The sequence below is a fragment of the Virgibacillus sp. M23 genome, from assembly GCF_034190895.1.
In the GTDB taxonomy this organism is placed as follows: Bacteria; Bacillota; Bacilli; order Bacillales; family Amphibacillaceae; genus Virgibacillus; species Virgibacillus salarius.
This window is the reverse complement of sequence record NZ_JAWDHA010000013.1, coordinates 50818-74696: the sequence shown is the minus strand read 5'-3', so window position 1 is coordinate 74696 and position 23879 is coordinate 50818. Positions and strand designations below refer to the sequence as shown.

Sequence of the window (23879 nt, the reverse complement as noted above, 5' to 3'; positions counted from 1 at the left end):
ATGCTAGTTTCATTAAATTGGCTAAAAAATTATGTAGACATCGGAACCATCAGTCCGGAGGCATTGGCAGAAAAAATTACAAAATCAGGCATCGAAGTTGATGGCATAGAGTATGTAGCAGATAAAACTGAAAATGTAGTCGTTGGATACGTGCAATCATGTGAGAAGCATCCAAATGCTGATAAATTGAACCTATGTCAGGTGGATGTTGGAGATGAAATATTACAAATTATTTGCGGAGCTCCAAATGTAGAACAAGGACAAAAGGTCGCTGTTGCCAAACCTGGTGCTGTGTTGCCTGGTAATTTTAAAATTAAAAAAGTGAAATTACGAGGAATTGAATCTAACGGTATGATTTGTTCCTTGCAAGAGCTTGGTATTGCTGAAAAGTATATTCCAAAAGATAGTGCAGACGGAATTTATGTATTCCCTGAAGCAGTTACGGTTGGTGAATCAGTTGAACCGTTACTAAATTTAAACGATGCGATATTGGAGTTTGATTTGACACCTAATCGTGCGGATTGCTTATCAATGCTAGGTGTGGCTTATGAGGTTGCGGCGATCCTAAATCAATCAGTAGAGCTGCCCGCTCCACAACTACAAACTGCAACGGAAAAAGCCAAAGATTATATTACTGTAAATGTGGAGGCTAAACAGTGGAATCCATATTATGGTGTATTCGTTGTTAAAGATGTAAAGGTCAAGCCTTCTCCGCTATGGATGAGTAATTATCTCATGGCTGCTGGAATACGCCCGATCAACAATGTTGTTGATATAACAAATTATGTACTATTGGAGTACGGTCAGCCATTACATGCGTATGACAATGATAAGCTACAGTCGGGTAATATTGTAGTTCGTCGTGCAAAAGATAATGAAACTATCGTTACATTAGACGGAGAAGAAAGAACCTTATCTGAGGAGCATGTAGTCATTACAAATGGAAAAGAACCAATCGCACTGGCAGGAGTCATGGGTGGGTTGGATACAGAAGTTACCGATGCAACGGAAAATGTATTACTTGAAGTTGCGTATTTTGATAGTTCTGTAGTCCGAAATGCTGTAAAAGCTACAGGGCTTCGAAGTGAATCTAGTACACGTTTCGAAAAGGGAATTGATCCTAATCGAGTCAGGGAAGCTGGTTTAAGAGCTTGTGAATTATTAGAGAAATATGCAGATGCGACTATTTTAACAGGTGTCGTTGAATTTGACGAGTTGGATCGTAATGAAAAGCAGGTAGACATGGATACGTTTGAAATAAATAAACGATTAGGAACGAACCTACAGGCAACAGAAATTGTTCAGATTCTACAACGTCTACAGTTTGATTTTGAACAGCAGGATAGTCAATTTAAGGTTTATGCACCTACTAGAAGAGGTGACATCTCCATATTTGAGGATATGTTAGAAGAAGTCGCTCGTATTTATGGCTATGATAATTTACCATATACATTACCAGCAGGTGCATCGCAAGCAGGTGCCTTATCGAATAGACAGCTGTTAATTCGAAATGTGAAGCATTTACTTGAGGGAATTGGTTTAATGGAAAGCCGCACATACACATTAACTAGTGAAGCAGCAGTGGATAAATGGATAAGTCCTGAAGTGAGAGAAAAACAATATATCCCGATTGAATTAAAATTACCAATGAGTGAAGATCATAAATATTTGCGTTTAAGCTTGCTGCCAGAGCTACTACGAGTTATTTCCTATAATCAGGCAAGAAATCAGATGGATTTAGCCTATTATGAGATGGGCAGTACGTTTCTAACAAAAGAAAAAGAATTAACAGAACAGCCAGATGAGCGTTTACGTTTATCGGGTGCGCTAACTGGAAAATGGGTAGACCATCCATGGCAACAAGAAGGTAAAGAAGTTGACTTTTATGTTGTGAAAGGAATTTTAGAACGGTTATTTGATTATTTACGAATTACTGTTTCATATGAGCAAATAAAGCTACCAGAAATGCACCCTGGAAGAACTGCTGTATTAAAAACAAAAGATAAGATAATTGGCTTCATTGGTCAAGTGCATCCAAGCTTGCAAAGAGAATGGGATATAAAGGATACTTATGTATTCGATATTAATATGGAGGAAGTATTTGCTTCTTATAACCATGTTCATTCCTATGATCCGATTCCTAAATATCCTTCAATAGCTAGAGATATTGCGTTTGTATTAGACGAGCATGTTTTAGCGGGGGATGTCAAGCAGACAATTGAAGAAATTGGAGCGCCTCTTGTGAAGCGTGTAGATGTTTTTGATGTGTATCAAGGTGAGCATATGGAAGAAGGGAAGAAATCAGTTGCATTCAGCTTGCTATATCAACATTCTGAAAAAACATTGACAGATGAGGAAATTCAAGTTTCTTATGATAAAATTATTGAAGCAGTGAAGCAAAGCTTTAATGCGTATATTCGCTCATAATAAAAAAATAGGATGGTATATAACGTAAACGCCTATCTTTACAGATGAGAAATAACAGGAAAGAAATAGTATCGGAGGAGGAATACGTAGCTACAGCACCGTAACAATCGTTTAAAACTAACGAAAGCCGAACGGATTGGAATGACCGTTTGGCTTTCGCTTTAACAACATACGTTTAATCAAACCCCGTTTTTATACTTATAGATAGTTTCTAGCCTTCTTTGTATTAGCGAAATGTGTTTTCGCTAATTTATGTAGGATAGATTCACCGTTAGCATTTATTATTTTAGCTATTGTTTGATCAACTTTTTTAGAAGCTCCTTTTGGCAATTCAATGCCAACCTGTTCAGAGAGTGAATCCATCTCTTTTAAGAAGCTTGCTCTAGCAATGATGGAGCCAGCTGCTACAGGTGTTGAATAACTTTCAGCTTTCGTTAAAAAGTACGTGTTCGAAATTAACGATAAATTTTCTGAACGGATATGCCTTTGATATATCGCCGGTTCACAAAATTGATCAATGACAATTCCCTCTAGTGATACATTCCCAATTTTTTTTACTAAATTACCGATAACATGTTGATGAAGCATGGCTTTCATTTTTCCTTGTGACCAGCCCTTTTTTTGTAATTGATTATATTTTTCATTATGTAGTATTAATAACGAGTATGGAATTTGTAATTTCATAATTGTGGATGCTAATTGGCGAATTTTGGCATCGGTTAAAGTCTTGGAGTCTGTAACGCCAATATCTTGTAATTGTTGAATTTGCTGTTTATTTAAATAAACACCGGCAACTGTTATTGGACCAAAATAATCGCCAGTACCTGCTTCGTCAGTTCCGATATGATTCTTGGCAAATAGGGTTGGATCAGGTGCAAAGCCATGTGCTGATGGTTGTCTTTTATGATTTACGCTTTTATAGGATGTTACTGCTTCTGTAACCCATTTTTGCGATGCTTTATCTGGAGCAGCTCCTTGGAACATAACTTTTCCGGATTTATAGGCTGTAATAACTGCCTCAGGAGTCTTTGCTCTAAACACTGCTCCCTGCGGTGGAGTGGTTAAGAACTTGGCGTAATGTTTTTTCATCTGGTTAATAGTGTCCTGTGATAGCTTGTAAACCGTCTGAGGCATATAAATCTCTCCAATCTTTTATCTATATAGACTATAGCAAATAAATGTCTGTGAAGAAATAGCTAGCTTTACATATATTCCTTCATACTACGCCTCATTCGTAGTCGATAGTTTCCTAAACTGCATACTTCATGTTAAGATAAGATGAACAATTTTTCTTAGTCGGGGGAGGGTAAAAACGTGGCCCAAGATGAAAAAACACGTACAACAGTGGAGATACATAATAAAACATATACTATAATTGGTAATGAACCAAAGAATCACGTCCAATTAGTAGCGAGCTTAGTCGATCAGAAAATGAAGGAAATCCAAGAATCAAATAGACAACTCGATACGACAAGGTTAGCTGTGCTAACAGCAGTAAATACGATGAATGATTATTTAAAATTAAAAGCAGATTATGCTTCCCTTATAGGTTCAATAAAAAAGAAAGAGGATAAATAACTAATGATTGATTTATTACTATTACTATTATTAATTTTCGGCCTTCTAATCGGGCTGAAAAGGGGATTTATATTACAACTTTTTCATTTAATTAGTTTTATAGCGGCATTTGTTATAGCCGCATTCTATTATGATGAATTGGGGCCAAAGTTATCACTTTGGATTCCTTATCCTGACCTTGGAGAAGGAGGAGAATGGGCAGCCTTTCTTCAAGCTCTTCCATTAGAAAAAGGATTTTATAATGCAATAGCATTTGTAATTATCTTTATTGCTGTTAAGATTATCCTGCAAATTATTGCATCAATGTTAGATTTTGTTGCTTCATTGCCAATCTTACATTCCGTAAATAAACTTTTGGGTGGAATTCTTGGGTTTGTTGAAATCTATTTATTACTTTTTATTTTAATTTATATCGCGGCTTTAGTGCCTGTTGTCCAAGTTCAGACTTGGATTAATGACTCATCTATAGCATTATTTATGATTGAACATACACCGTATTTTTCAGAGAAGGTAAAAGAATTATGGTTTACGCAAATGGCTGAAATGCTTCAAAAATGATCGATAGTAGAAAAGACTGGTTCATTTCAACAGGTATATATTGTATGTAATTTACAATAATGTTGTAGAGGATCAGTCTTTTTAAGATAAGAAATGAAATAGGTGATATAGCATGACAATAAATAAAAAAGATGTAATTAAATTAATGGAAAAAATCGCTACTTATATGGAGCTGAAAGGCGAAAACCCATTTAAAATAAGTGCATATCGTAAGGCTGCGCAAGCTTTGGAAAGAGATGATCGTTCGTTAGCAGCTATCGATGATTTCACAAAAATTAAAGGAATTGGTAAAGGTACAGGTTCTGTTATAGAGGAATATATACAAAGTGGCCATTCGGCTACATTACAGGATCTCGAAGAAGAGATACCGGCAGGATTAATTCCTTTACTGCAATTACCAGGGCTTGGTGGTAAAAAGCTAGCTAAGCTGTATCAGGAATTAGCTGTTACAGATGCTAATTCTTTAAAGCAGACAGTTGAAAGTGGTCAAGTTGAACAGTTAGCGGGATTTGGTAAGAAATCTGCGAAAAAAATACTAATTGCTCTTGAGGAGTCTGGAAAACGCCCAGAACGCTTACCTATTGCATTTATGTTACCAATTGCGGAAAAGATCGAAGCTTATCTAGCTCGAATAGCTGACATAGATAGATATTCTAGAGCCGGGAGCCTACGAAGAATGAGAACGACGGTTAAAGATCTAGATTTTATTGTGGCAACCGATGCGCCGGAAAAGGTGAGAGATGCTTTATTGGAAATGGATGCCATTAAAGATACTATCGCTAAAGGAGATACAAAAGTATCTGTCGTTTTAGAAGATGTGTATGATGTCAATGTTGACTTTCGTATCGTAAAAAAGGAAGAATTTGCATCTACCTTACATCATTTTACTGGCTCTAAAGATCATAATGTAGCGATGCGTCAGCTTGCGAAATCCCGTGGAGAAAAGATTAATGAATATGGCATTGAAATAGAAGATACCGGTAAGACGTTAACTTTTAATACAGAAGAGGAATTTTTTAATCACTTTGGTTTAACCTATATCCCACCAGAAATCAGAGAAAATACTGGTGAAACAGAAGCATTTACAAGCGAATATCCATTGCTTACATTAGATGATATCAATGGTGATCTTCATATGCATACAACTTGGAGTGATGGAGCGCAATCATTGGATGAAATGGTTAATCAAGCAAGGAAAAAAGGATATTCCTTTATAGCTATAACGGATCATTCCAAATATCTGAAGGTTGCAAATGGTTTAGACGAGCATCGCTTAAGAGAACAGCGAGAGGAAATAGCTAAGCTGAATGAAAAATATGATGATATACATATCTTTTCTGGAGTAGAAATGGATATCTTACCTGATGGTCATCTTGATTTTACAAATGATTTTTTACATGAAATGGATTATGTCATAGGCGCTATTCATTCGAGCTTCAATCAAACGGAAGAAAAAATAATGTACCGACTTGAAAAAGCTCTCGAAAATCCATATGTATCACTAATTGCTCATCCGACAGGAAGACTCATCGGCAAACGTAAGGGATACAATGTGAATGTAGAAAGACTGATTCGTAAAGCAAAAGAAACGAATACAGCATTAGAGATTAATGCAAATCCTAACCGTCTAGATCTTTCGGATGAATGGGCACGCAAAGCGCAGGAGGAAGGCGTAACGTTGGCGATCAATACCGATGCACATAACTATCAAATGCTAGAGCATATGAAGTATGGTGTCGGGGTTGCTAGAAAAGGCTGGATCCAAAAAGAAACAGTAATGAATACATGGTCCAAGGAAGATCTTATAGCGTTTTTTAATCGCAATAAATAGAATTTAACCTATGGAGTAGAGTATTTTAAAGGAGAAATAGAGATGAATGAACGCATTTTCCGTACACTTGAATTTCAAAAGATTATTGAACGTTTAACAAGTAAAGCGGAAACAACAGTGGGGAAAGATTTGTCCCAAAAACTTGAACCATCAACCAATATGGACGAAGTGCTGCAATTACAGAATGAAACCGATGAGGCGATGCATATACAACGCCTAGATAAAACGATTCCTTTAGGAGGGATCTTTGACATACGCGCTAGTTTAAAACGAAGCGTAATAGGAGGCGTCCTCTCTACCAACGAATGTATGGATGTAGCTAGTACAATTTACGGTGGTAGACGTGTCAAAGATTTTATAAGTAAGCTAGAGGAAGCATTCCCTATCCTAAAGGAGCTTGTGGAACATATCAGTCCATTAAGAGATCTGGAACGACATATTAAAAGCTGCATCGACGACCATGGACACGTAATGGATAGTGCCTCCCAAAAACTTCGAGGGATTCGCTCATCTATTCGTACGAATGAAAGTAGAGTTAGAGAGAAATTAGATAGCTATACAAAAACGAAGAGTAGTATGTTATCAGATGCAATTATTACCATTCGTAACGATCGCTATGTACTTCCTGTAAAACAAGAATATCGAGGTGCAATTGGTGGAATTGTTCATGATCAATCTGCTTCAGGGCAAACGTTGTTTATGGAACCTAAAGCAGTAGTTGACTTAAACAATCAGTTGCAGGAAGCAATAATGAACGAAAAACAAGAAATCGATCGTATTTTAAGAGAATTAAGTGCGCATATTGCTAATGAAGAGGCATTTTTACAAGAAAATGTTCGTGTGCTTGGGAAAATTGATTTTATGTTTGCTCGAGCGAAACTAGGTCAATCCATGAAAGCTGCGAAGCCAAACATGAATAATAACGGCATTATTAAGATGCAACAAGCACGACATCCATTAATTGATATCAACGAAGTTGTTGCAAATGATATAGAAATTGGCGAATCTTATACTTCTATAGTTATTACTGGACCGAATACTGGTGGGAAGACAGTCACACTAAAAATGATTGGTCTATGCACGCTAATGGCTCAATCAGGATTACAGATTCCGGCTTTAGATGGGTGTGAACTTGCGGTTTTTAAGCATGTATTTGCAGATATTGGTGATGAACAATCTATCGAACAGAATTTAAGTACATTTTCTTCACACATGACAAATATAGTCGATATTTTACAGCACGTTGATGATCAGACACTCGTATTATTTGATGAGCTAGGTGCTGGTACTGACCCTCAAGAAGGAGCAGCGCTTGCTATGGCTATTCTAGATGAGGTTATAGCGAGGAATGCTCGTGTCATTGCTACGACACATTATCCCGAATTAAAGGCCTATGGTTATAACCGAGAACACGTCGTTAACGCTTCTGTGGAGTTTGATGTTCAAACACTACAGCCGACCTATCGTCTATTATTAGGCGTTCCTGGTAGGAGTAATGCATTTGAAATATCTAGAAGAATTGGACTTAGTAATCATGTTATCGAGCAGGCCCAAGGGCATGTTGGTGTAGATTCCAAAAGTGTAGAAAATATGATCGCTTCATTGGAAAAATCCCAAATAAATACGGAGAAAGATTATGCAAAAGCGCATGAACTATTACAAGAAGCGACAGATTTGCATCATGATTTACAAAGAGCATGGGCGGAATTTGAAGAGAAGCGAGAAGGTCTATACGAGAGAGCAGAGGAAAAAGCTGATAAAGCTATTAAGCAGGCGCGGGAAGAAGCTGAAATGATTGTAAGTGAGATCAGAAATATGCGGACTGAAGCAGAATGGAAAGAACATGAATGGATTGAAGCAAGAAAAATGTTAGATTCTGCCAAGCCCAACCTGACTACAAAAGAAAAGCAACAACCAAAAGAGAAAAAAGGGAAAAAAGAACTTCGTTCCGGTGATGAAATAAAATTGTTAACGATCAACCAAAAAGGGACGGTACTTGAAAAAGTAAATGATAAGGAGTATCTAGTTCAAGTTGGTATAATGAAAGTGAAGGTTGATCGTAATGATTTGCAATTTATTGGAAAGCAGAATCAAACCATTGAAAAACCGCTAACTACCATAAAGGGTTCGAATTACCATGTGAAAACGGAATTAGACCTGCGAGGAGAAAGGTTTGAGGATGCATTGTTAAGGCTTGAGAAATATATTGATGACGCACTACTCGCTGGATATCCAAAGGTCTCGATTATTCATGGAAAAGGTACTGGAGCGCTACGAAAAGGTGTATTGGAATTTGTTAAAAAACATCCAAGAATATCGGATGCTAGACCTGGCGAAGCTGGGGAAGGCGGTAGCGGTGTTACGATTATTAATCTTAAGTAATCCTGTAAATAAGGAGAAGGGATGTTCAAGGTGTCAGGTTTCTGGGAAAATATAGTGGTAGAGACAGCGGCTCGATATAGTGTTGTTATACTTTGTACGTTGGTATTTTTGGCTATCTTTGAAATAGTAACGTCATATAAGAATTGGGAAGAAATAAAAAAAGGTAATTTTGCAGTAGCGATGGCAACTGGAGGGAAGATCTTTGGAATAGCAACGATCTTCCGTTACTCTATTCAACATAATGATACCTTGTTAATAAGTATTGGCTGGGGAATGCTAGGATTCTTTCTTCTTTTAGTTGGTTATTTTATATTTGAATTTTTAACACCAATGCTTAAGGTTGATGAAGAGATCGGTAACGGAAATAAGGCAGTTGGGTTTATATCGATGATGATTTCAATTGGATTGGCATATGTAATTGGTGCCAGCATAGGATAAGGGGAGAATTGCATGATTTTGGATAGACTGGCTAAGATTTTAATTGCAGTCGCAATTGGTTTTATTATTGTAGGTATTATATGGTTAATATAATTAATATAGCTATTAAGTTTACAGCTGATGGATGCTAGCCGAATCCGTATTGCTAAAGATTTACTTTACTTGGCAGAGATGCCAAGTTTTTTTGAAAAAAATTTATATAAAAATTTAAAAATTAGAAATTAATCGGTATAATAGGTATAAAATAAGGTAAAAGGAGGAGAAGAGCTTGGTATATGAAAAAAGCTGGCATCAGCATTACCCACCAGAAATAAAGACTAGAATTGCTTACGATGAAAAGCCATTATATGCTTTTTTAGAAAAAAGCGCTAAACAATTCCCTAAAAAGAAAGCGCTTCATTTTATGGGAAAAGAGATGACTTATAAGGAACTACACACGCAGGCAACTCAAATGGCAAATTACTTGCAGTCCCTTGGTATGAGAAAGGGTGATAGGATTGCCATTATGCTTCCAAACTGTCCGCAATCCGTTATAAGCTATTACGGTGCGCTAATGGCAGGCGGAATAGTAGTGCAAACCAATCCACTTTATAAAGAAAGAGAGTTACAGTATCAGCTTATCGATTCTGGAGCTACCTTCATCGTTTGCTTAGATATTTTATTACCTCGAGTCACCAATGTAAAAGGTAACACGGATATCAGACATACCATTGTAGCTTGCATCAAAGATTATTTACCTTTCCCTAAAAACCTCATTTATCCGTATATCCAAAAAAGACAATATAATATGGTGGTTAAGGTCGAGCAAAGTGAAGAAACGCATGTTTGGGAACATATTATGGATGTAGCTCTGAGCTCTTTTGAAGCTGTAGAAATTAATCCTATAGAAGATCTCGCTTTATTGCAATACACTGGTGGTACAACTGGCCACCCTAAAGGGGTTATGCTAACTCACTATAATTTAGTCTCTAATGTGGAAATGTGTGATGCTTGGATCTACAAAACAAAGCCAGGAGAAGAAATTGTATTAGGCGTCTTACCTTTTTTCCATGTATATGGAATGACGGCAGTAATGAATAACTCCATTTTAATTGGTGCAAAAATGATACTCCTTCCAAAGTTTGATGCTGGTGAAGTATTAAAAACGATTCATAAACAGAAACCAACTTTATTTCCCGGTGCACCAACGATATATGTAGGTTTATTAAATCACCCTAATTTATTAGATTACGATCTTTCTTCTATAGAAGCGTGTATTAGCGGTTCGGCGCCATTGCCCACTGAGATTCAGGAGCAATTTGAAAAAGTAACTGGAGGGAAACTTGTGGAAGGCTATGGTCTAACAGAATCCTCACCGGTTACTCATGCAAATTTTGTTTGGCATGAGCGTAGAAATGGAAGTATCGGAGTTCCATGGCCAGATACAGATGCTAAAATTTTGAACATGGAAACGATGGATGAAGCTGAAATAGGTGAAGTCGGTGAAATAGCCGTTAAAGGTCCACAAATTATGAAGGGATACTGGAATAATCAAGAGGAGACGGATCAAGTACTGAAAGATGGATGGTTATTTACTGGTGACTTAGGATATCAAACAGAAGATGGTTATTTTTACATTGTTGATCGCAAAAAGGATATGATTATTGCTGGTGGATATAATATTTATCCTCGAGAAGTAGAAGAGGTTTTATATGAGCATGAGGGGATACAAGAAGCTGTTGTAGCCGGTATTCCAGATCTATATCGTGGTGAAACCGTAAAGGCTTATGTAGTCTTAAAGGATGGTTATAAACTGACAGAAGCTGAATTAAACACATATTGTCGGAAGCATTTGGCAGCATATAAAGTACCAAAGAGATATGAATTCCGCGATGAACTACCGAAAACAGCAGTTGGTAAAATATTAAGAAGACAATTGGTAGAGGAAGAAGAGGTCGCTGAAAAAGAAGATATAAAAACAATTTGAGCGTTAGCTCTTTTTTTCCTGAAAACTGTACAAGCTATCTATTGACATCGTTTTAAAAAGAAGTTAAGATAATGAATGAATAATCATTCATTTTATGTGCAGTTGTAAGGAGAGAAACATGAATAAAAATAGACCAAAGTATAAACAAATTATAGAAGCAGCCGTTGAGGTTATTGCAGAAAACGGTTATCATGCATCACAGGTTTCGAAGATTGCCAAAAAAGCTGGTGTAGCTGATGGGACGATCTATTTATATTTTAAAAATAAGGAAGACATACTTATTTCAGTATTTGAAGAAAAAATGGGTCAATTTATTAATCAGATAACTGTATCCATTCAAGACAAACAAGATGCAAATAAAAAGTTATTGGAATTAATTCAAATGCATTTTACACAACTTGCAGAGAATCCTCAGTTAGCAGTTGTAACACAGCTAGAACTTCGTCAATCAAATCCTGAATTACGATTAGAAATTAATAAGGTGTTAAAGCCATATTTAACAGTAATTGATTCCATTATTGAAGAGGGTATGAAGGAAGGTGTTTTCCGAAATAGTTTGAATATACCTCTTGTTCGTCAGATGATTTTTGGTACACTAGATGAAACGGTTACAAATTGGGTGATGAAAGAACGCAAGTATGACTTAGTAAAACAAGCATATGAAGTTCATGCTCTATTGACTGAAGGCCTTGCTAATTCGTAAGCAAAAGAGTGATGTGTACAATTTAAGATAAGGGAGATGGACTAATGAATACATTAGATTTTGAGGTAGTTAACCATATTGCTTACTTAACTATTAAAAGCCCTCCTGCAAACGCTTTATCTAGTACTCTATTGCGTGATCTTTCTACTAGATTAGATCAGATCGAAGAGGATATTAGCGTAAAAGCAATCATACTTAGAGGAGACGGTAAATTCTTTTCAGCAGGTGCTGATATTAAAGAATTCACTTCATTACAAGCAGCCTCTGATTATGAATTGTTAGCAAAAAAAGGGCAGGAATTATTTGATCGTATTGAGCATTTCTCTGTACCGGTCATTGCGGCAATACATGGAGCCGCTTTGGGGGGAGGACTTGAATTATCCATGGCCTGTCACATGCGAATTGTAACTGAAAATGCAAAATTAGGTCTACCTGAGTTAACATTGGGAATTATTCCTGGATTTGCTGGTACACAACGACTCCCACAATATGTTGGAACAGCAAAGGCGTATGAAATGATTTTAAGTGGTGAACCAATTAGTGGTAAGGAAGCATATTCCTTAGGATTGGCAAATAAAGTGGTAGATGAGGATATGTTAGAACAGGAAGTAAGACAATTAGCAGAAAAGGTAATTATTAAGAGTAAACCAACGATTAATCATGTTATGCAATTAATTCCTTTTGCCAAGACTGGAAACTTTGCTTCAGGTGTTGATGCAGAAGCAAAGGCTTTTGGACAGATATTTGGAACAGATGATGCAAAAGAAGGCGTACAGGCGTTTGTTGAAAAACGCAAACCAAACTTCCAGGATAAGTAGATTGAAGGAGGAAAATGAAATGAATATTTACGTATTATTAAAAAAGACGTTTGATACGGAAGAAAAAATTAATGTTTCTCACGGTCAAATCGAAGATGATGGAGCAGAATTTATCATTAATCCCTATGATGAATATGCGGTAGAAGAAGCAATTAATCAACGAGATGAACACGGTGGTGAAGTTACAGTAGTAACTATTGGGGATGAGGATTCCGAAAAGCAACTACGGACTGCTTTAGCAATGGGGGCAGATAAGGCGGTATTAATTAATACGGAGGATGATTTGGAGAGCGGGGATCAGTATACAACTGCTAAAATTTTGGAAGCGTTTTTTGAAGATAAAGAAGCAGATCTCATCTTAGCAGGAAATGTGGCTATTGATGAAGCAAGCGGGCAAGTTGGTCCCCGCCTTGCGGAAGCGTTGGGTATTCCTTATGTAACAACAATCACTAGTCTAAAAATTGATGGCGAGGTCGTAAACATTGAAAAAGATGTAGAGGGTGATGTGGAAATTATTGAGACGTCACTTCCTGTTTTAGTAACGTGTCAGCAAGGACTAAATGAACCACGTTACCCGTCACTACCAGGTATTATGAAAGCCAAGAAGAAGCCATTAGAAGAACTGGAAATTGATGATTTAGATTTAGACGAAGATGATGTAGAGCCGAAAACAAAAACTATTGATATCTTTTTACCACCTGAAAAAGAGGCTGGCCGAGTGCTTGAAGGTGAGCTTAACGAGCAAGTAGTAGAATTGGTTTCATTATTAAAGAATGAATCAAAAGTACTGTAATTTCTTATGACAGAGAGGAGAAAGTTACGTGAGTGAAAAAATAGTAGTAATTGGGGAAACAAAAGACGGTTCATTACGGAATGTATCTTATGAAGCTATTGCAGCTGCAAAAAAGGTAGATGCTGAAGCAGAATTAGTCGGCGTTATTTGTGGGTCTGGTGAGTTAGAGGAACTAGGAAAAGAGATGATTTATTATGGTGCTGATCGTGTCGTAACGATCTCTCATGATAGCTTAACAGCCTATACATCTGAAGGATTTGGGCAAGCGGTTTTAGCTGTTATTCATGAAGAGTCGCCAAAAAGTATTGTAATGGGACACACATCCATCGGTAAGGATTTAACCCCGAAAATTGCCAGTAAATTAGAAACAGGATTAATTTCTGATGCGGTAGATATTGAGGTTGAAGGGGATAAAATTCAGTTCGTTCGACCAATATATTCAGGTAAGGCATTTGAGAAGAAAATAATTACGGATGGTATCACGTTCTTTACGATTCGTCCAAACAATATACCTGCATTAAATCGGGATGAAGCACGTTCGGGAGAAATCACGCCAAAGAATTTAGACATTACAGATATTCGCACGGTTATTAAAGATGTGGTAAGAAAAGCATCAGAAGGTGTTGATTTATCAGAAGCTAATGTAATCGTTGCAGGTGGACGTGGTGTTAAGAGTGAGGATGGATTTAAACCACTTTATGAATTGGCAGAAGTATTAGGTGGAGCGGTAGGAGCTTCACGCGGGGCTTGTGATGCAGAGTATTGTGATTATTCATTGCAAATAGGGCAGACTGGTAAAGTTGTAACACCAGATCTATACATTGCTGTAGGTATATCAGGGGCTATTCAACATCTAGCGGGGATGTCGAATTCTAAAGTAATCGTTGCTATTAATAAGGACCCTGAAGCAAATATCTTCAATGTAGCTGACTACGGCATTGTTGGAGATTTATTTGAAGTAATACCATTATTAATTGAAGAAGTGAAAAAGCTACAAGAAGGAATAACGAATAGCTAATTTTAATGAAACCTATGGTAATAGTTATATTTTAAGCTGTCGAGTAGTCATTCTCGGCAGTTATTTTTATAATGCGAAAAGACAGGTTAACCGATCTTATTTAGACACTGCTCGTGTTTTTATTGCTTGATGAGTTGTGAGAATAATAATGAAAAAACCATACGGATCATTGGCTTCGTTATGTTTTGCTATTTCAGGTTGCAAGAAGATGTACATATCATTCGCTGCTTGTCCGAGTAATCAAGCTAGCTATAAGTTATGAGTATGGTTAGGACGCTTCCCGCGGGCAAGAAAAAACGAAGTTAGGTCATGTAGCTTCTCAACTAATATCAGCAGTTTAAGGCAGTGAGGTGAATGCTTTAAATAACAGCAATAAAAGAAATTTTTATAACTCATATACGCATAAGCAAATTATTAGTAAGGTTATACTAACGATGATATACTCAACGTAAGAATTAAGCTTCATATTAGGAGGAGTAATATAATGGCGATTATAAATGTAACTGATCAAAACTTTTCTAAAGAAACTGCTGAGGGTTTAGTACTAGTAGATTTTTGGGCGCCTTGGTGTGGCCCTTGTAAAATGATTGCACCAGTACTTGAAGAAATTGATGGAGAAATGGAAGACAAAGTACAAATTGTTAAATTAGATGTAGATGAAAACCAAGAAACTGCTGGTAAATATGGTGTAATGAGCATACCAACTTTATTACTATTTAAAGATGGAAATGTTGTTGACCAAGTTATCGGTTTTCAACCAAAAGAAGCTCTAGTAGATTTAATTAACAAACACGCCTAAACATTGTATACTAATAAATAGAATGTATGAAATTGATAAATCCCTTGTTGCAGATGTAACAAGGGATTTTCTAAAGGGATTGGATGAACTTATGAATCAGTTAATTAAAGAAAAGCTTGCAGTGCTCCCAGCTAAACCAGGGTGCTACATTATGAAGGATAAGCATGAAACGGTGATATATGTCGGCAAATCGAAGCTTTTAAAAAATAGGGTTCGCTCCTACTTTACTGGAGCAAATGATCGTAAGACGCAGCGGTTGGTTCAAGAGATTGAAAGCTTTGAATATATTGTAACATCATCGGAAATCGAAGCACTCATTTTAGAAATGAATTTAATAAAAAAATACGATCCGAAATACAATGTCATGCTAAAGGATGATAAATCGTACCCATATCTAAAGATAACTTCTGAACGGCATCCACGCTTGCTCATAACAAGAAAAGTTAAAAAAGATAAAGGGAAATATTTTGGACCTTACCCAAATGTCATCGCTGCTAGAGAAACCAAAAAATTACTTGATCGACTTTATCCGCTTAGAAAGTGTAATAATCCACCGGGGCGCCCATGTCTTTATTATCATATGGATCAATGTTTTGCATGTAGTGAAACACCACCGACGAAAGAGGCATATGATGAGATTGTTCAGAATGTATCCTCCTTTTTACACGGCGGTTATACATCCATTAAACGTGATTTATCACAGAAAATGTATGAGGCAAGTGAACAGTTAAATTTTGAGAGAGCTAAGGAATTGAGGGACCAAATACAACATATTGAATCTGTCATGGAGCAACAGAAGATGACCATGAATGACCAGACTGATCGGGATATATTTGGTTATAGCTTTGATAAAGGGTGGATGTGTATTCAAGTATTCTTTATTAGGCAGGGGAAATTAATAGAACGTGATGTTGCCGTATTTCCTTTCTTTGACGAGGCAGAGGAAACATTTATTAGCTATATTGGTAGGTTCTATCTACATCAGAATCATCCGAAGCCAAAACAAGTTCTTGTACCATTGGGCACAAATGTAGACTTACTGAAGGATCTTTTGGATATTGATGTTCATACACCCTATCGGGGGCGAAAAAAAGAGTTAGTTGAACTCGCTACTGAGAATGCAAAAATTTCGTTGAAGGAAAAATTTTCGATCATCGAAAGGGATGAAGAACGGACAATTGTTGCAGTAGAGCATTTAGGCGAACGACTAAATATTGAAACACCCCATCGAATAGAAGCATTCGATAATTCCAATATACAAGGTACAGATCCAGTATCTGCCATGGTTGTTTTCATTGATGGAAAACCAAATAAGAAAGAATATAGAAAATATAAGATTCGAGATGTTGAGGGGCCAGATGACTATGAAACGATGCGAGAGGTTATCCGTCGAAGATATACGAGGGTCTTGAAAGAAAACCTACCATTACCAGACCTGATCATCGTTGATGGAGGGAAAGGTCAAATGAGCGCGGCACTAGACGTTCTCGAAAATGAACTTGGACTTGATATTCCTTTATGCGGTTTAGCAAAGGATGATAAGCATAAAACCAGTGAATTATTATACGGTGTACCACCAGTTGTCGTACCATTGGATAGGAAATCACAGGAATTTTATCTTGTTCAGAGAGTACAGGAAGAAGTACATCGTTTTGCTATCTCTTTTCATAGACAGTTACGTGGGAAAAATGTGTTTCAGTCAGAATTAGATAAAATCCCAGGTATTGGTGAAAAAAGGAGAAAGCTGCTCTTAACGCATTTTAAATCGATTACTGAAATTAAAAAGGCAGAGATAAAGGAATTTACTAAGCTAGGCATACCAAAGAATACAGCAAATGAAATCATTACTTATTTAAATAGCCCAGAAAATGAAGAAGAATTGTCCCAAAATCGTCCTAAAACATAATTTGCGTCTGGAGCAAGCATATATCTTAGCTAAAGCAAAAGCCGAACTAGAATTTTAAATCTGTTCGGCCCTTTGCTGCTACTATTTGCCATGTTGACAAACGCTATATTCCGAAGTATAAACATTCGTTATTTACAAACATAGAAAGACCTCTCAAAAAATAGACTCTTGAGACAACCTCTTTTACTATCTGCTTAGCACAGCTGTAAATTCTACCTGGTGAATGCGTGAATGAACGGATTCGACACATTCACAATCACAGTTTTCTGTCATTTGCAATGCTTCGGCTAAAAAGCCAGCCTCTAATCGAAAGTCAGCTTCAAATGGTGCCTTTAATCGTTGAACAATTGAATCCGACATTAACTGAAACACCATTTCTTTCTTTTTGTTTTTAACTAGTTCCAATTGTCCCCAACCTAAATTTTCAAAAATAATGAAAATATCTCCCATTGTACTTAATTCAAACTTCCGTGCTAGTTTTCTTCCCATGAAATATAAGAGAGTATGAGATTCTCTTCCTAATAATTCTGGTAAACCTACGTAGCGTAGAATATCATAACCGGCACCTGCCGTATGTAATTCTTCCATCTGGGAAACGGTAATCGTTGTGTCAGTTTTGTTTGTCATGAATGTCATCCTCTCTAAATCATAGCTTAAAAGACTAACGAATTATGTACTTCATAGCTACTACTATTATTATCTATATATTGTACCGATTTCGCAAGTATACAAAGGAAATTGATTCAGTTTTTAGTTCATATTATGGATATACATAATTCTTCATTTTTAGGTACCGTTTTCTTGACGCTTTATGGAGATAGAAGTACAATAAACATGTCACAAATTGTACATTATCAACCTCATCAATTTTTATTATTTTACACGCTGTGAAACAGTAAAGAAAAGTATATCTAAACATAGACTTTTCACCATCAGTCTTGGCAATGCGCCAAGCTTTTCTAATTAGGTTGATGTGATGTGATAAAAATGAAACTAACATTGATTAAACTAAAGGGGGGTAACACATTGGCAGAGCATCGTGAATTTCTAACTAGAAGATTACACTCGTTACTAGGCGTAATTCCAATTGGAATATTTTTGGTTCAGCACTTAGTGGTGAATCATTTTGCTGTGTATGGTGAAGAAAACTTTAACAAGGCAGCAGACTTTATGCACGGTTTACCATTTCGACTCTTATTGGAATTCGTAGTCATTTACCTGCCTATCTTGTTTCATGCTATTCTAGGGGTTTATATTGTATTTGTAGCACGAAGCAATACGAAAAACTATGGTTTTTTCCGAAATTGGATGTTCGTCTTACAACGTGTAACAGGAATTATTACCTTTGTCTACATTGTATGGCACGTTTGGGAAACAAGAATTCAGATTGGTTCTCAGGGAGCAGATTATAGCTTAATGGAAGGAATACTTTCTAGCCCATTCATGTTCTGGTTCTACATTATTGGATTAATAGCAACTGTTTTCCATTTCGCAAACGGACTTTGGAGCTTCTTCGTGACATGGGGTATTACGCAATCACCGAAGTCGCAAAAAATTGCTACATATGCAACGGTCGTAGTGTTTTTAGCATTGAGCTATGTTGGTGTAAGAACGTTAATTACATTTGCATACGGAGTTTAACTAAAGAACAAGGGAGTGAGCATCTATTATGAGTAATCGAAAAATAGCCATCGTCGGTGGAGGGTTGGCTGGATTAATGGCAACTATAAAAGCGGCCGAAGCAGGAGTCAATGTTGATTTATTCTCCATTGTACCTGTAAAGCGCTCTCACTCTGTATGTGCCCAAGGCGGTATTAATGGTGCAGTAAATACGAAGGGAGAAGGGGATTCTCCTTATATCCATTTTGATGATACTGTATATGGTGGTGACTTTCTTGCGAACCAACCACCTGTTAAAGCGATGTGTGATGCAGCGCCAAGCATTATCCATATGCTAGATAGAATGGGTGTTATGTTTAACCGGACGCCAGAAGGATTGCTAGATTTCCGACGTTTTGGTGGAACACAGCACCATCGTACAGCATATGCAGGGGCAACTACAGGACAGCAATTATTGTATGCGCTAGATGAGCAGGTTCGTCGCTATGAAGTAGAAGGACTTGTAACGAAATATGAAAATTGGGAGTTCGTTCATGCCGTCATTGATGAAGAAGGTGTTGGAAGAGGGATTGTAGCGCAAGACATTAAGTCACATGAAATTAAGGCCTTCCCATCTGATGCGACGATATTCGCAACTGGAGGCCCTGGAATTATCTTTGGTAAGTCCACGAACTCCGTTATTAACACAGGTTCAGCTGCTAGTATTTTGTATCAACAAGGAGCAAAATATGCAAATGGTGAATTTATTCAAATTCACCCAACAGCCATTCCTGGAGATGACAAATTACGTTTAATGAGTGAATCTGCTCGTGGTGAGGGTGGACGAGTTTGGACGTATAAAGACGGTGAGCCTTGGTATTTTCTTGAGGAGAAATATCCAGCTTACGGAAACCTCGTACCACGTGATATTGCGACCCGAGAAATTTTTGATGTTTGTGTAAATCAAAAACTAGGAATTAACGGGGAAAATATGGTTTATTTGGATTTATCCCATAAGGATCCGAAAGAACTTGATATTAAGCTTGGCGGTATTATTGAGATATATGAGAAATTTGTCGGTGAAGACCCTCGTAAAGTTCCAATGAAGATATTCCCAGCAGTTCATTATTCAATGGGTGGTCTATGGGTAGATTATGACCAGATGACAAACATTCCAGGAATATTTGCAGCTGGAGAATGTGATTATTCACAACACGGCGGTAACCGTTTAGGGGCTAACTCCTTACTATCTGCCATTTTTGGTGGTTCAGTTGCTGGTCCGAATGCAATTAAATACGTTGAAGGGTTAGATAAACATGTTGATGATTTATCGCCTGAACTATTTGAGTCTAATGTCAAAGCGGCAACAGAAGACTTTGAAAAGCTAATGAAGATGGATGGGGAAGAAAATGCCTATCAAATTCACAAAGAGCTTGGTGAATGGATGACAGATAATGTTACCGTTGTTCGTGACAATGAGAAGTTATTAAAAACAGATGAGAAAATTCAAGAACTGCTTAAGCGGTGGGAAAATATAAATATTAATGATACATCGCGTTGGAGCAACCAAGGCGTTATGTTTACTCGTCAGTTGAAAAATATGCTTCATTTAGCACGAGTTATTACACAAGGAGCATATAACCGTAACGAAAGTCGTGGAGCCCACTATAAACCAGAATTCCCTGATCGAAATGATGAGGAATGGTTAAAAACGACAATTGCTCAATTTGATAAAGAAACTGAGTCACCTCAGATTACGTATGAAGAAGTCGATGTGTCATTAATTAAACCACGTAAACGTGATTACACAAAGAAAAGCGAAGGGAGTAAGTAAGAATGGCTGAACAAAAGACAGTTACTTTTATCATAACTCGACAAGCCGGCCCTGATTCTGCTCCTTATAAGGAAACATTTAACATTCCTTACAAAAAAAATATGAACGTTATTTCTGGATTAATGGAAATTCGTCAAAATCCAGTTACTGCTGATGGGAAGAAAACATCACCAGTACAATGGGATATGAACTGTTTAGAAGAAGTATGTGGTGCTTGTTCTATGGTGATTAATGGAACAGCTAGACAGTCATGTGCCGCACTAGTAGATCAATTGGAGCAGCCTATCCGTTTGGAACCGATGTCTACGTTTCCGGTAGTTCGTGATCTAATCGTTGACCGTGAACGTATGTTTGATGCATTAAAACAAGTAAAAGCTTGGATTCCAATTGACGGAACACATGATTTGGGACCAGGACCAAGGATGCCTGAGAAGAAGCGGCAATGGGCTTATGAATTATCTAAATGTATGAGTTGTGGTGTTTGTTTAGAAGCCTGTCCGAATGTAAACGATAAATCTAACTTCATTGGTCCAGCAGCATTGTCTCAAGCTCGCTTGTTTAATGCTCATCCAACTGGAGAAATGAATGCAAGTGAACGATTAAACGGTTTAATGGAAGATGGCGGAATTGACGGTTGCGGGAACTCACAAAACTGTGTGCAAGTATGTCCGAAGGGTATTCCGCTTACAACATCAATTGCAGCAATGAACCGTGCGACAAATATTCAAGCATTTAAAAACTTCTTTGGAAGTGACAATGCACATTAATGATGAATGTTAAATAAAATGGCCCCTGCCAAGATTGGCTGGGGTCATTTTTACAAGTTTAACAAATGGAAAGGGGTAAGGGAGATGCGAATTGCTTACATAGAAGACATGGATCATTGGCGTTCTACGTTTTCTTTCTCAATACCGATTAAGATTCGTTTTTCGGAGACGGATTTATTTGGGCATGTGAATAATACATCACCATTTATCTATTTTGAAGAAGCAAGAATTGAATTCTTAAAATCAAAGGGAATGTTTATTAAAGAATCAGAAGCCATTCCTGTTGTTTCTGATTTACAATGCGATTATTTACAACAAATGTATTTTGATGAATCCTTTGACGTCTATGTTAAAGCAAACCATGTCGGGAATACCTCATTAGATCTGCATTATATGGTTCTTAATGAGAAAGGAGAAATAGCCTTAACAGGACGGGGAAGATTAGTATATATTAATCCAAAAACGGGGGAAACTGTTTCTTTACCAGAGGAAATGAAGGAATTGCTTGTGAAAAATTAAATGCTCAAACCTAAATCGGCTTTCCAATAAGGAAAGCCGATTTGATTAGAGCTTCAATTCCCCCATGCGAAGGAGCTCTACTACAGCCTGTGAACGCCCCTTAACTCCTAGCTTTTGCATAGCATTTGAAATGTGGTTGCGGACAGTTTTTTCTGATATGAATAATTCCTGGGCAATTTCTTTTGTTGTTTTATCTTGTACTAACAGCTCGAAAACCTCTTTTTCACGTTTTGTTAATAATTGCTTCGGTTTATACTCGTTGTCCTTCAAATGTTAACCCCTCCTTGCTGTCAATAGAGCTGCAGATTGAAGGGAAATTATTTAGTCACTATAGCTTATGTTGGATCAAGGAAACGGTGCGTACATTTGTCGTGGTAGTAATTGATTTATTTAAAAGAAATTTTAATATAGGAATCAGAATGTCTTATAATAAAATAACGATCAATATACACGTGATTTGAATAGGATGAATGTAGCACTATTTCCTATTTGGTTGTAAATGAATATCACTTTACGGGACTGCAGTACGTTATGTAAAATAGTCATATACGGGAAGTAATTCTAGGAGGTTACATGTTGAAATCAAACGCAACAACAGATACAATAAATAAGATTGAAAAAAGAATGCGCTACATTTCAGGAATCATAAAACAAAAGGGACGACAAATATTAAATAATTATCCAATTACTTCTCCGCAGTTCATTGCATTGCAATGGCTATTGGAGGAAGGGGATTTAACGATCGGAGAACTATCCAATCGGATTAGTCTAGCTTTTAGCACGACAACTGATTTAGTAGATAGAATGGAAAATAATAACCTTGTTGAAAGAGTACGAGATGCTAAAGACAGAAGAGTAGTACGTATTCACGTTCTTGAAAAAGGAAAAACAATTATCCATGAGGTGATTGAAAAGAGACAGCAGTATCTTGGCAACGTACTTGAAAATTTTTCAGAAGAACAAGTGGAAGACTTACATGAATTACTTTCATACTTGCATGAGCAAATGATAAGTATAGATGATAAATAAAACTTCAAAGAAGAGGCGATATGGTTGAAGCAGGCAATTGGGGTCATTGACTCTGGGGTAGGGGGATTAACCGTAGCACATGAACTAATGAGGCAGCTACCGAAAGAAAAGCTGATTTATTTAGGTGATACTGCTAGATGTCCCTATGGACCAAGATCAAAAGAAGAAGTAAAGCAATTCACGTGGGAAATGGTCGATTTTCTACTGGAAAAAAATATAAAAATGCTTGTTGTCGCATGTAACACGGCCACTGCATTTACATTAAAATCATTAAAAGAGGAACTAGATATCCCGGTAATTGGTGTTATTCAACCTGGAGCAAGAGCAGCAATTAAATTTACAAGAAATAATCATATTGGTGTTATTGGAACAGAAGGTACTGTTAGAAGTCATGCTTATACGAATGCACTTAGAAATATTAAAAGCGAGTTAGAGGTTAATGCGCTAGCATGCCCCATGTTCGTACCTATGGTTGAACAAGGGATACTTGAAGGAAGTCAGGCAATAGAAGTTGTTGAAGATACGTTAGCTCCATTATTACAATACAGTAATATGGATACGTTGATCTTAGGATGTACGCACTATCCGTTAATTAAAGATACTATCCAATCTGTTATTGGACAACATATAACAATTATCTCATCAAGTGAGGAGACGGCAAGGGAAACGAGTACGATATTGGATGTACATCAACTGTTTAATAAAGATGATATTTATCCGGTTCACCAATTTTATACCACTGGTGACTTAGAAATTTTTATTGAAATATCCAAAAGTATCTTTAAAGAGCCTTACTTGCAAATGGTAACGATTGAAAAAGCATATCTCCATCAATTACAGGATTCTTAAAGCTAAGAATCCTGTTTTTTTATTTTTGCTTGGTCTATTTTCGCAGTGGGCTCGTATATATAATA

General features: G+C 37.0%; 22 protein-coding genes. 19 read left to right on the top strand and 3 right to left on the bottom strand.

From position 1 onward, the window contains the following. Window positions 1-2427 carry a phenylalanine--tRNA ligase subunit beta gene (gene pheT / locus RVS70_RS07765; protein WP_121605457.1) on the top strand — a complete coding sequence of 809 codons (2427 nt, stop codon included), beginning with the start codon at window positions 1-3 and terminating at the stop codon, window positions 2425-2427. 198 nt (window positions 2428-2625) lie between these two features. On the opposite strand, the gene rnhC is transcribed toward pheT, so the two are convergent. Continuing rightward, on the bottom strand, window positions 2626-3561 hold the full coding sequence (rnhC, locus tag RVS70_RS07760; protein WP_026681395.1) for a ribonuclease HIII: 936 nt from the start codon (window positions 3559-3561) through the stop codon (window positions 2626-2628). A gap of 180 nt (window positions 3562-3741) precedes the next feature. Here rnhC and zapA point away from each other — a divergent pair, with 180 nt between their 5' ends. The 12 genes from zapA to uvrC all read left to right on the top strand — a co-directional run bounded on the left by zapA (window position 3742) and on the right by uvrC (window position 17217). After that, a complete protein-coding gene (gene zapA, locus RVS70_RS07755) occupies window positions 3742-4005 on the top strand; it encodes a cell division protein ZapA (protein WP_026681394.1) in 264 nt (87 codons plus the stop codon). A gap of 3 nt (window positions 4006-4008) precedes the next feature. After that, window positions 4009-4563: a CvpA family protein gene (locus RVS70_RS07750; RefSeq protein WP_026681393.1), complete on the top strand. Its 555-nt coding sequence runs from the start codon at window positions 4009-4011 to the stop codon at window positions 4561-4563. A gap of 112 nt (window positions 4564-4675) precedes the next feature. After that, a complete protein-coding gene (gene polX, locus RVS70_RS07745; protein WP_321132827.1) occupies window positions 4676-6394 on the top strand; it encodes a DNA polymerase/3'-5' exonuclease PolX in 1719 nt (572 codons plus the stop codon). A gap of 42 nt (window positions 6395-6436) precedes the next feature. Beyond that, window positions 6437-8776, top strand: coding sequence for an endonuclease MutS2 (locus RVS70_RS07740; protein ID WP_121605454.1), 2340 nt, complete (start codon window positions 6437-6439; stop codon window positions 8774-8776). Window positions 8777-8806: 30 nt separating this feature from the next. Beyond that, window positions 8807-9214 carry a DUF350 domain-containing protein gene (locus RVS70_RS07735; RefSeq protein WP_026681390.1) on the top strand — a complete coding sequence of 136 codons (408 nt, stop codon included), beginning with the start codon at window positions 8807-8809 and terminating at the stop codon, window positions 9212-9214. 268 nt (window positions 9215-9482) lie between these two features. Beyond that, window positions 9483-11180 (top strand): long-chain-fatty-acid--CoA ligase, encoded by a 1698-nt coding sequence (locus RVS70_RS07730; RefSeq protein ID WP_026681389.1) that lies wholly within the window; start codon window positions 9483-9485, stop codon window positions 11178-11180. 118 nt (window positions 11181-11298) lie between these two features. Next, window positions 11299-11883, top strand: a complete 585-nt coding sequence (locus RVS70_RS07725) for a TetR/AcrR family transcriptional regulator (protein WP_026681388.1) — start codon at window positions 11299-11301, stop codon at window positions 11881-11883. A 44-nt stretch (window positions 11884-11927) separates the two neighbouring features. Further along, window positions 11928-12701: an enoyl-CoA hydratase gene (locus RVS70_RS07720; RefSeq protein ID WP_026681387.1), complete on the top strand. Its 774-nt coding sequence runs from the start codon at window positions 11928-11930 to the stop codon at window positions 12699-12701. A gap of 19 nt (window positions 12702-12720) precedes the next feature. After that, a complete protein-coding gene (locus RVS70_RS07715; protein ID WP_026681386.1) occupies window positions 12721-13494 on the top strand; it encodes an electron transfer flavoprotein subunit beta/FixA family protein in 774 nt (257 codons plus the stop codon). Between the two features lie 28 nt (window positions 13495-13522). Continuing rightward, window positions 13523-14512, top strand: a complete 990-nt coding sequence (locus RVS70_RS07710; RefSeq protein WP_026681385.1) for an electron transfer flavoprotein subunit alpha/FixB family protein — start codon at window positions 13523-13525, stop codon at window positions 14510-14512. A 484-nt stretch (window positions 14513-14996) separates the two neighbouring features. Beyond that, window positions 14997-15311, top strand: coding sequence for a thioredoxin (gene trxA / locus RVS70_RS07705; protein ID WP_026681384.1), 315 nt, complete (start codon window positions 14997-14999; stop codon window positions 15309-15311). Window positions 15312-15402: 91 nt separating this feature from the next. Next, window positions 15403-17217, top strand: coding sequence for an excinuclease ABC subunit UvrC (gene uvrC / locus RVS70_RS07700; protein WP_026681383.1), 1815 nt, complete (start codon window positions 15403-15405; stop codon window positions 17215-17217). A 186-nt stretch (window positions 17218-17403) separates the two neighbouring features. On the opposite strand, the gene RVS70_RS07695 is transcribed toward uvrC, so the two are convergent. Then, window positions 17404-17844, bottom strand: coding sequence for a YslB family protein (locus RVS70_RS07695; RefSeq protein WP_026681382.1), 441 nt, complete (start codon window positions 17842-17844; stop codon window positions 17404-17406). A 399-nt stretch (window positions 17845-18243) separates the two neighbouring features. On the opposite strand from RVS70_RS07695, the gene RVS70_RS07690 reads away from it, so the two are divergent. From RVS70_RS07690 to RVS70_RS07675, 4 genes are all read left to right on the top strand, one after another. Further along, complete coding sequence (locus RVS70_RS07690; protein WP_026681381.1) at window positions 18244-18858, top strand: succinate dehydrogenase cytochrome b558 subunit; 615 nt, start codon at window positions 18244-18246, stop codon at window positions 18856-18858. Between the two features lie 28 nt (window positions 18859-18886). Further along, on the top strand, window positions 18887-20650 hold the full coding sequence (sdhA, locus tag RVS70_RS07685; protein ID WP_026681380.1) for a succinate dehydrogenase flavoprotein subunit: 1764 nt from the start codon (window positions 18887-18889) through the stop codon (window positions 20648-20650). A 2-nt stretch (window positions 20651-20652) separates the two neighbouring features. Continuing rightward, entirely contained in the window at window positions 20653-21417 is a 765-nt protein-coding gene (sdhB, locus tag RVS70_RS07680) for a succinate dehydrogenase iron-sulfur subunit (RefSeq protein WP_026681379.1), read from the top strand. Window positions 21418-21501: 84 nt separating this feature from the next. After that, entirely contained in the window at window positions 21502-21936 is a 435-nt protein-coding gene (locus RVS70_RS07675) for a thioesterase family protein (RefSeq protein WP_321132826.1), read from the top strand. A gap of 45 nt (window positions 21937-21981) precedes the next feature. Here the strand turns inward: RVS70_RS07675 and RVS70_RS07670 are convergent, their stop codons facing one another. After that, window positions 21982-22206 (bottom strand): helix-turn-helix domain-containing protein, encoded by a 225-nt coding sequence (locus RVS70_RS07670; RefSeq protein WP_010651078.1) that lies wholly within the window; start codon window positions 22204-22206, stop codon window positions 21982-21984. Between the two features lie 306 nt (window positions 22207-22512). Between RVS70_RS07670 and RVS70_RS07665 the strand changes: the two genes are divergently transcribed. Both RVS70_RS07665 and racE read left to right on the top strand, forming a co-directional pair. Further along, complete coding sequence (locus RVS70_RS07665) at window positions 22513-22965, top strand: MarR family winged helix-turn-helix transcriptional regulator (RefSeq protein WP_026681377.1); 453 nt, start codon at window positions 22513-22515, stop codon at window positions 22963-22965. Window positions 22966-22989: 24 nt separating this feature from the next. Then, entirely contained in the window at window positions 22990-23814 is an 825-nt protein-coding gene (racE, locus tag RVS70_RS07660) for a glutamate racemase (protein WP_026681376.1), read from the top strand. Window positions 23815-23879 lie beyond the last annotated feature (65 nt).